This window comes from Borrelia sp. P9F1, assembly GCF_030436115.1.
Classification (GTDB): Bacteria; Spirochaetota; Spirochaetia; order Borreliales; family Borreliaceae; genus Borrelia.
Genome location: NZ_CP129407.1, coordinates 927,495 through 936,962, shown reverse-complemented (window position 1 = coordinate 936,962; position 9,468 = coordinate 927,495). Strand labels below are relative to the sequence as shown.

Annotated in this window: 5 protein-coding genes; 3 read left to right on the top strand and 2 right to left on the bottom strand. The window is 29.5% G+C overall.

The features are described 5' to 3' along the window. Positions 1 to 368 precede the first annotated feature (368 nt). The 3 genes from QYZ68_RS04445 (at position 369) to QYZ68_RS04435 (ending at position 4,796) form a co-directional block, all read left to right on the top strand. Positions 369 to 566 carry a hypothetical protein gene (locus QYZ68_RS04445; protein WP_301384358.1) on the top strand — a complete coding sequence of 66 codons (198 nt, stop codon included), beginning with the start codon at positions 369 to 371 and terminating at the stop codon, positions 564 to 566. A 196-nt stretch (positions 567 to 762) separates the two neighbouring features. Beyond that, the gene (locus QYZ68_RS04440; RefSeq protein ID WP_301384357.1) at positions 763 to 3,972 is read left to right on the top strand and encodes a type ISP restriction/modification enzyme; all 3,210 of its coding nucleotides are present in this window, start codon (positions 763 to 765) and stop codon (positions 3,970 to 3,972) included. Positions 3,973 to 4,616: 644 nt separating this feature from the next. Next, the gene (locus QYZ68_RS04435) at positions 4,617 to 4,796 is read left to right on the top strand and encodes an OspD family protein (protein WP_301384355.1); all 180 of its coding nucleotides are present in this window, start codon (positions 4,617 to 4,619) and stop codon (positions 4,794 to 4,796) included. 202 nt (positions 4,797 to 4,998) lie between these two features. On the opposite strand, the gene QYZ68_RS04430 is transcribed toward QYZ68_RS04435, so the two are convergent. Then, positions 4,999 to 5,412: an OspD family protein gene (locus QYZ68_RS04430; protein ID WP_301384354.1), complete on the bottom strand. Its 414-nt coding sequence runs from the start codon at positions 5,410 to 5,412 to the stop codon at positions 4,999 to 5,001. Positions 5,413 to 5,617: 205 nt separating this feature from the next. Further along, complete coding sequence (locus tag QYZ68_RS04425) at positions 5,618 to 9,460, bottom strand: Eco57I restriction-modification methylase domain-containing protein (protein WP_301384352.1); 3,843 nt, start codon at positions 9,458 to 9,460, stop codon at positions 5,618 to 5,620. Positions 9,461 to 9,468 lie beyond the last annotated feature (8 nt).

Sequence of the window (9,468 nt, the reverse complement as noted above, 5' to 3'; positions counted from 1 at the left end):
ATATTACTAAATTCTATCTATAAAAACATATATCTTTATTGCTTATCTATCGCTAGATATATATGCGCTTTTGTTCTCTTATCTTTATTATTGCCTGTTGTCTTTTTCTAATTTGGTTCTATTACTTATAGTAAGTATATTAAATAAAAATTATCCTAAAAGGAACCAATACCGAAACTGGGACCCTAAGCGGAGATTCAATTATTGCTTAGTGAAACCTTGAGGGGAATAATTTTAGTCGGAGTAAGCCACAGATAAATGGGCTTAAAACTAAAGGAGAATTTTAATGATGAAAAATAAATCGTTGACTTTACCCACTGTCCTGGCTTTTCTAGCTTGCAATCCTAATAATATTATTCTCTCTGAAGTTGTTTGCGCAGTCGTACCACAGAACAAGAGGATCTGAGATTATCGCTTTAGAAATTAGAAGAGTGAGCGGTTGGATTATAAAAAGTAGATTTGAAGCTATATACGAGAAGGTTGTTTCTTCGTCCATGAAAGGGGCTACTTTCTTAAAAGCCTATAAGAGAATTTATGATGACTTTATACATGATCTATACTACTGAAAATAAAAAATACAGAGGGGAGTATTATCCCCTCTGTATTTTTCTGTTGATGACCTCCCAAAAAATTTAGTACTCGAGCACATATAACAATAATGTTATTATCGAAAATCTTTTCTTTATCAATTTCCTACCACCACCCAACATAAACTGAGAAAGAGATTGAAAAAGATTACAAATAAATTCATAATTAAAGGGTATGAATAAATATAGGAATGAAAGACATGTAAAAATATTTGAAAGATATATAAAAAAATTAAAACAAACTTCATTAGATGATAAAACAGAACAGATGGATCGGTCGCACTTGAAAAATTTGTTTGACGAATTCAACTCTATAAATTCCAATTCCGGCATTGAAATTTACCATGAACCAAAACAAAATAAAGAGGGGTTAGGGGCTCCTGATTTTGTTGTTAAAAATCAGGAAAATATAATAGGATACATTGAAGTTAAAAAGATAGAAAAAAATTTAGATGATACCTTAAAAAGTACTCAGATTAAGAAATACAAGCAACTATCAAATAATCTCTTACTAACAAATTATATTGAATTTATTTGGATAGAAAATGGAAACGTTATCTCAAGAGAAATTTTATTATTGAAAACTGACTTAGAAAAACAAAATACAAAAATTGATCCTTTAAAATTAAGCAAAGTGGCGGATATTCTTGGTGAATTCTTCCAAAGTCCACCTGAAAAAATCACAAGTGTTGAAAAATTAGCTTGCTTGCTTGCACAAAGAACAAAAATTTTAAAAGACCTAATTGAACAAAACTTAAGCTCGGATTTAAACAAACAAAATACGTTATCGGGTACTTATGACTTCCTTAATAAAAGTATATACAATAATGCTCTTGGCATTGGAGAATTTTCAGATTCAATTGCTCAGACTATTACATATGGACTTTTTCTTGCAAAACTTAATAATGCAAATGACTTAAAAATAAATTTTGATGACATTGAAAAATTAATACCCAAAAATTTTAGAGTAATTAAAGATATATTTCGCCTAATGTATGATATTACAAAGAGCAAAGAATACACTGGAATAAAATGGATCTTAAACAAGTTAATCAACATCGTCAACAATATCGACACAAAAGCAATTTTTGAACAATTTTCATTCACTAAAAATAAAGTCTCAGAAGTAGCTTATGCTAAGGACCCATATCTTTACTTTTATGAGGATTTCTTAATTAAATATGATAGTAATTTAAGAAAAAGCAAAGGTGTCTACTATACCCCTCATTCTATTGTTAATTTTATTGTTAATAGTTTGAACAAAGTTTTAAAGCTTGGCTTTAATTTAGAAAATGGGCTCGCAAATAGAGAAGAAGTAACTGTGCTAGATTTTGCTACTGGTACCGGTACTTTTTTACTTGAAGTCATCAAGTGTATATTAAGAGAAATTCCAAAAGAGACTGGAAAACAAAGAGATTATATAAATAATCACATATTACAAAATACATACGGGTTTGAATGCTTAATGGCCCCTTACGCGGTTGCTCATTTAAAACTATTTCAATATTTAAAGGAAGTTTGTAATTTTGAATTTAAAAATGAAGAACTAAGATTAAAGATTGCTTTAACAAACACACTTGAACCTCCCTCTTCAGGAATTAAAAATGATATTCGGTGGCTTTTCCCCGCAATTAACGAAGAAAATAAACTATCCAATGAGATTAAGAATAAGCCAATTCTAGTAATGCTTGGAAATCCACCGTATAACTCAGGATCGAAAAATAACAATAATTATATTTTAGATTTAATCAAAGTTTATAAAAAATTTGATTTTAATGCGTCATCGAAAGAAATAAGTATCCAAGCTTTAAATGATGACTATGTAAAATTTATCAGATTTGCAGAACACAATATTGAAAATTCCAACAAAGGTTTGCTAGGCATTATTACTAATAACGGATACTTGGACAATATTACTTTTAGGGGAATGAGATACCATCTACTTAAAACCTTTGATAAGATCTATATTCTTAATTTACATGGAAACTCCAGAAAAAGGGAAAAAAATTATGATGGAAATCCCGACGAGAATGTATTTAATATCCAAGTGGGTGTCTCTATTGGGATTTTTATTAAATACAATGGATGCAAAAAAAACGAACTTGCCAGTGTTTACTACAAAAGCATTAAAGGAACTAGACTACAGAAATATGAATCTCTAAATGATAATGATGTCTTCAGTATTAATTTTGAAAAACTTGATATTAGAGAACCCTATTACCTTTTTGTCAAAAAGAATTACGATAATGAGGCTATTTATAATAAAGGAATCTCTTTAAAAGAAATTTTTAATAGATTAAATGTGGGAATAACAACTTCTAAAGATAGAATTGCAATTGGTTTCACACAGAAAGAACTCCTAGCCAAGCTTAATGATCTTGCATGTCTTAATGAAAAAGATGCAAGGAGTAAATACAATTTAAACAAAGATTCTGTAAATTGGAGCTTACCAATAATACAAAAATTCTTAAAATTCACAGACATTGACGCAAAGTATGTTAAAAAAATAACTTACAGACCCTTCGATAATAGATATGTTTATTATACTGAAAGCAAAGGTCTCATATCTAGACCCAGCTATGAGATAATGAAACACATGTTAAACATTGACCATAATATAGGGTTGCTATCCTCTAGGTGTTTGTCAAATAGCAATTTTAATCATACTTTCGTTTCGTCCAGTATTATGGCAAAGGGTTCAATCTCAAATAAAATCAGTGCATGCTATTTGTTTCCTTTGTTTATCACAGAAGAACAAAAATCTTTGAAATGCGAAAAAAAAGAAAATGAATCCCTTGAAAAAATAGAAAACTTTAAAATAAGCTTTAGAAATTATATTGATATAAAATATCCCAAAAAATTTGAGCCACATACAATATTAGAATACATTTATGCAATCCTTAATTCCAATATCTACCGCACAAAATTTGCTGATTTTTTAGAAATTGACTTTCCTAAAATTATTTTTGTAAATGATCTTGCATCCTTTGAAAAACTTATCAGGCTAGGAAATAAACTAATTAATACTCATTTACTAAAAAACAATAATTCACTAAACAAAAATATTGGCGTCCACATTTCAAATAATAACAATGAGAACAACATAATAGAAAAAATCTATTACTGCAAGACATCAAAAGAAATTATCTACAATAATAATAATAAATTTATAAATGTGCCTTTTGAAGTCTATGAATTTACTATTGGTAGCTATCAGGTACTAAGGAATTACATTAATTGTAGAAAGGGTAGAGAGTTAAGTCTTGATGAAATTGAACACCTTGAAAGAGTCATAAAGGTAGTTCATCATACCATAGCAATTCAAGATCAAATTGACTTAATAATTAGTGAATGCAAGGAATTCGACACTAAAGAATCTCTTTAATTGAACTGTTTGTTGCTTGGTCTGGTAATGTCAAAGCCTTAGCATCTGTACTATGGGATGCCCTGCCGTCTTTTATGTTACCCTATACGTAAATTATGTTAGGATCATTAACTATTGGGCCATATATTTTTTAACTCAAGACCGAAGGAAAAACTGAATGGCACTAATTAAAATAAATTAAAGATGGAGCAAGTGTCAGAATTAGTAATAAAAATAGCTGAGAAAACAGAAAAAATAGTCCAAGAAGTTCTAAATTCACTAAACGGAACTTAAGTAATTAAAAAACCAAAGAAAGGAATAAGTAGTTTTATTATTTTTCCTTTCTTTCATGTCATTTCTGGCTCAAAGACAAGGTTTAGTTAAAATTATTAATCGTTTGTTCACTATTTTATTATCTTGGGTTGTAATGCTACTAGGGCAATACAAAAGAAAAGCCAAGGCCTAATCCCTTGACTTTTCTTTTTTAGGATAATATTTATTTAAAGTAGTTACTAAGAAGTAATAGATCTAAATAGAGAAAAAACAACAGACATGAATTATAACAATATCAACTTTCTTAAGACCATCAGTTTTGGCAACAAAAGAAACAGTTGATCTTGCCAAAAAAGAGGAACAAAATATAAGGATAGTGTATAAAAGCCCAAATGCAAGAACCAAAGCCTGTATCAGAGACAGAAGAAGTAAAAAGAGCTAAAGTAGCCGTAGCAGAGGTTTCGCAAGCTATGCAAAAAGCCGGAGATGATTTAGTAGAGGCAGCTAAGGTACTAAAAGAGGCTTTAGATAAAATCAAAAAGGAAACTACAAACAATACAGAATTAAACTAAAAGACTCTAGATTCTGAGATTAAACCCTTTTCCATCAACCCATATCTTAGGTGTCTACTATGCTCCTCATTCTATTATTAATTTTATTGTTAATAGCTTGAACAAAGTTTTAAGACTGTACTTTTTACTTGAAATAATCAAGTGTATATTGATTTGTTGTCCAATAAAAGTTTATCAAATGGTAATTTTAATCATACTTTTATTATGTCCAGTATGATGATGCCACTTTGTCTTTAACCTCTATTATATTTACTAACCCATGTGCTTTTTCTGATGCACTTCCTAACTTATCTGCTGCAGATGAAATTAAATCTAATGAGGACACAACTATATTCCCGATTGTGTTTTCGTTTGATGTGTTTAGATTTTCCGGTGTTAACTTAGCAGTTTCCAATAACGTTTCTGTTTCGCTTAATAATCGACCTAAATCACTTTCTGTCGTAAACACATGATTTTTTAAATTTTCTTTATTTTTTAAATTTTCTTTTTCTTGTTTGTTTGCGTCGTCTTCCTGAGATACCTCTTTTGAAGATGACCCTTGCTGCTCCTCATGAGTACAAGATATTGCTATTAACGAAAGTAAACTTACAATTAATATTTTCATTAACCCCTCCATTATTTATACCCTCCTATATTTGATATAATATTGGTATTATACCAAATATAAATAAATAATCAATATTATATTATAATAAATATAACTTTTGAACTTTATTTTAAGTACCTTTGGGATAATACTGGGACGTATTTCAACTACTCATTCATACCCAATTAGATATTTAAGCTGATTATTTAAGGCATCTTTTTATTTAAGAAGATAGCTAAAATAAAGAGAATAGCTTCTTCTCTTCCTTCAACCATCTTGCATATTCTTCAACTAAATTCAAAAAATAATGTTTACCTTTTTTCTTCTTCAATACTTTAAAATCTTCAAGTAAAACAAAAAATTCATCAGGAGTCAAAGAATAAAGAAATGCTACAATAAAATTAATATCTCTTTCGGTCTCTTGGAAATATCCATCTTTGAAATCTAGTGTTAGTATTTTTTCTTTCTCTTCACCAGTAAATTTAAGATCTTTAATATCTAGTAGTTCAGAAAAATTGTTAAGGTCATTCTTGACAGTTAAAATACATGCATTCTTAGCCAGTTTTAAGTAAATTGGATTACTTAAAATTTCCCCATCTGTGGGTTGGGGCATTGGACATTGATAAAGAAATGTTTTTTGAACATTAATTTCAACAAATTTCCTAATTAAAAAATCAAAAGGTAAAGAATTAAAAACACTAATAATAAATAATTTTTTCAAAATAGACACAGAAGGCTTTTCATAATTTAAATATAAACTGTAAGTACAATAACTATCTCTGGGCTTTAGGGCACTAATCATAGTCCTCTCATCTGTATTTCTTGCAATTTTTCTATATTGTATTTTAAAGTTTTCATATCTGAACCAATTCGGGACTATATTCTTCAGATCTTGCTTATTTATCCATAATAACTGAGAAGTACCCTTAGTCTCTTCACTTTCAAAATATCTTGAATTAAATTGATGAATATTGGCCCCTTTGTAAAGGAATATATTGTCATCTTCTCTTGTATCGCATTCTTTGAAATAAGATCTATGTTTCGTGGCGTGTAACCCTTCTCCGAAATTAATATAGTCCTCAGAGAGAATATTAAATTTTTTAAACATTTTTTTAGTTAGGTTAAATTCTTCTTTGCTCCTATATTCTGCAACAATATATTTAACAGGAGAAATGTCTTTAATATCTTTTAAGCTTAAATAAAGCCCTCGATAAGGAAAATTTTGACCTTTCTTAATAAACTTCAGCTCCTCGGTCATCTCTTCAACTATTTTGTCGTCCTTTTGAATCATAAATTTTGCCTTAAACTTGGACGTTTTCCTGCCGCTATTACTAATTTGAAAAATGGCAAACTTAAAGCAAGATACCACATCCTTAAATCGTTTCTTATTCTGAAACTGATACAGGTAATTTAATTCGTAATTTTCAAAAAGAAATATTCTGAGTTTTTGAGAGCTATGTTCGTTCCACATACAAGAAGGAATAAGATATGTTAAATTTCCTCCCCTAGCAATGAGCTTCAGGTTAAATGCCACAAAATATCGAAAAAGATTGGGATCCCCTCCACATGAAAATTTTTTAAAACCATTCTTATAAATATCATTTAGCTTACTGACAATTCTTTTCTCGTCTCCATACAAACTAGTCAATGTTTTACTTTCAGTGTTGATGTCACTTCCCATTGTATCTGATTTAAATTTATTTTGCTCAAGTATACTTAATTTTCTATAATCGGGGTTGTACTTAGCAAAAAATTCAGACTCATTAAATTTAGCTTTCTTCCAAGGTGGGTTTCCAATCACAATTTCAAAACTAGCTGCATCAGGAAATTCTATCCCATAATGAAAAATCTTGTATTCATGGTGAAATGCTTCAATTTCTTTTATTATCTCACTATCGTATTCCGAGATATCATCATTCATAATACTTTCTATCAATTTTGCAACATCATAACTACCACTACCTCCAAATGTTATACTTTTATTCAATGCTAAAGATTTGATTGAATATAGCTCATATAACTTAGCTAGAGAAAAAACCCGTCTTAATTTATCTCCATATCTTTTATACTCAGAATAAATTATCTTAGATGCTTCAATCTGTTCCTTGGTAATGTCGTTAATACATTTCAATCTTTGCAAAAATTCTTCTGTTTTTTTCATAATATTCTTAATTTTTTCATTCAACCACAGGCTCGCATCATTGGGAAGATGCTTAAGAATAAAATGATAAAATTCGTCCCTCATATATCCAATTAAAGCATTACCTGCTTTGATGTGATGCTCAATGAAGCTTAAGGGAGTCCCAAAAATAAAAGTATTTATCCAAAGACTTAGCATCGTAACCTCAACAGCAATTGGATTAATATCTACTCCATAAATACATTTTTTGAGTAACATCCTCTTTAAAATTAGCTTATCATCTATATTTTTTATGCCATACTTTCTAATTTCAGCTTCAATGAGCTTATGCTCATTTTCCATTTCACTTTTGACATCCTTGAAGTCCTCAATACTAGCATAAACTTTATCTGTAAGGTAATTTAAACTTGCAATCAAAAAGTGCCCAGATCCACAGGCATTATCAATGATCTTAATATTGAAAGGAGATTTAATCTTAAGTTGTTCTTCAATGGCTGAAGTTGCCATGAATTCTGTAAGATTGTCTGGTGTATAAAACGCTCCGCTTTTTTTTCTATTCAAAGACATTGAAGTAAGATAAATATCTCCTGAGTAATAAGTGATAACTTCCCTCGTGTTTTTGTATTGGATGGGTAAATTATTTTCAGTGTAAATCAGGTAATTACCGTCTACTTTAATACGATAAATAGTATCTTGGGCAATTCTTAAATCGTACTCAATAAGTGCCTCATAAAGCTCCCCAAAGCTTTTTACATCTATCTTTGAATATCCTATATATTTTTTATCTCTAGCATTTTCCTCCTTAAAGAATAAAATCTTGGTTAAGATATCTTTTATTTCCTCTGTTGTCAATAAGTTTTCGTTTTTTAGGTGCCTTGCTTTAGATTCGGAAAAAAGCCCTCCATTAAACATGGGAAATTTCATAAACTCATTATCCATTCCTTTATCCAGTAAAACAAAAATGGATAAGAGTTCGCTGTATTTTATGTTTTCCTGGATTAACTTTGGGTAAAAGAAATGCCTAAAAGAAACCTTATCCTTGTATACCACGTGTGTTTCTAAAACATCTCTAAATTTGTCTTCGATGTAGGCAATGAAAAATATTCTCAGTACAAATATTATTGATTCCTCTAAAATAGTCTCTAATTCTTTAAAAGCAATGCAAGGGTTTGATCCAAATTCTTTTTCGTATATATTCTTTGCTATTTTAAATACAATAGAGTCATCGGGGTTAGCATAAAGTATTTCCTTAAGAGTTTTCTTGATTGTATTTTGTTCACGTATCCTTTCTGCTTTTTCTTCTTCAATTTCACCACTTAAATACCTATCCTTCCGAACAAGATAATAAAACAGAAAGAACCCTTCTTGATCATTAAATTTATTCTTTAATATTTCTGAAAAATCAAACTCAATATATTTTTTCTCTCCAGTATAAATTTGTGATTTGTCATAAAATCTCCATGTGTGTCCATTTGTGATTATCCCAAAATCTCTCTTATACTGATTAAGGACATCATAAAACTGATCTTCTGCTTTTCGTAAATCGATATCTGGGCTTTTAATTTCAATTACAAGTAAAATCTTTTCAATAAGAATTGTTTCGTCACCAATTAAACTTTTTTCAAAAAATTCCTTGTCATCTTGATTCTTAAACAAGAAAATACTTTTTCTTGATAATTTACCTCCTGCCGTAGCGTCATTTTGCCACTTTAATGCATAAGACAGCTCTACGAAAACAGTTTCAATGACAGTTCCTACTTCTGATTCTGATGCAAAATTCCCAAAAGTTATATTTTTAAGTTCCCTTTTAAGGTAATAAAAAAAATTTTCTAGAACATCTCTATTAGTATTTGTAAAAAGATTATTTACAGTCTCTCTGTATTCATTTATGTATGGGTGATTGGTTTTTACCCCTAATATTTCCTTTATTTCACTCATGTCCTCAG

Excerpts from the sequence above, each read along its gene's own strand:
- QYZ68_RS04440 (WP_301384357.1), top strand. The coding sequence starts at position 763 with ATGAATAAATATAGGAATGAAAGACATGTAAAAATATTTGAAAGATAT.
- QYZ68_RS04435 (WP_301384355.1), top strand. The coding sequence starts at position 4,617 with ATGCAAGAACCAAAGCCTGTATCAGAGACAGAAGAAGTAAAAAGAGCT.
- QYZ68_RS04430 (WP_301384354.1), bottom strand. The coding sequence starts at position 5,412 with ATGGAGGGGTTAATGAAAATATTAATTGTAAGTTTACTTTCGTTAATA.
- QYZ68_RS04425 (WP_301384352.1), bottom strand. The coding sequence starts at position 9,460 with ATGAGTGAAATAAAGGAAATATTAGGGGTAAAAACCAATCACCCATAC.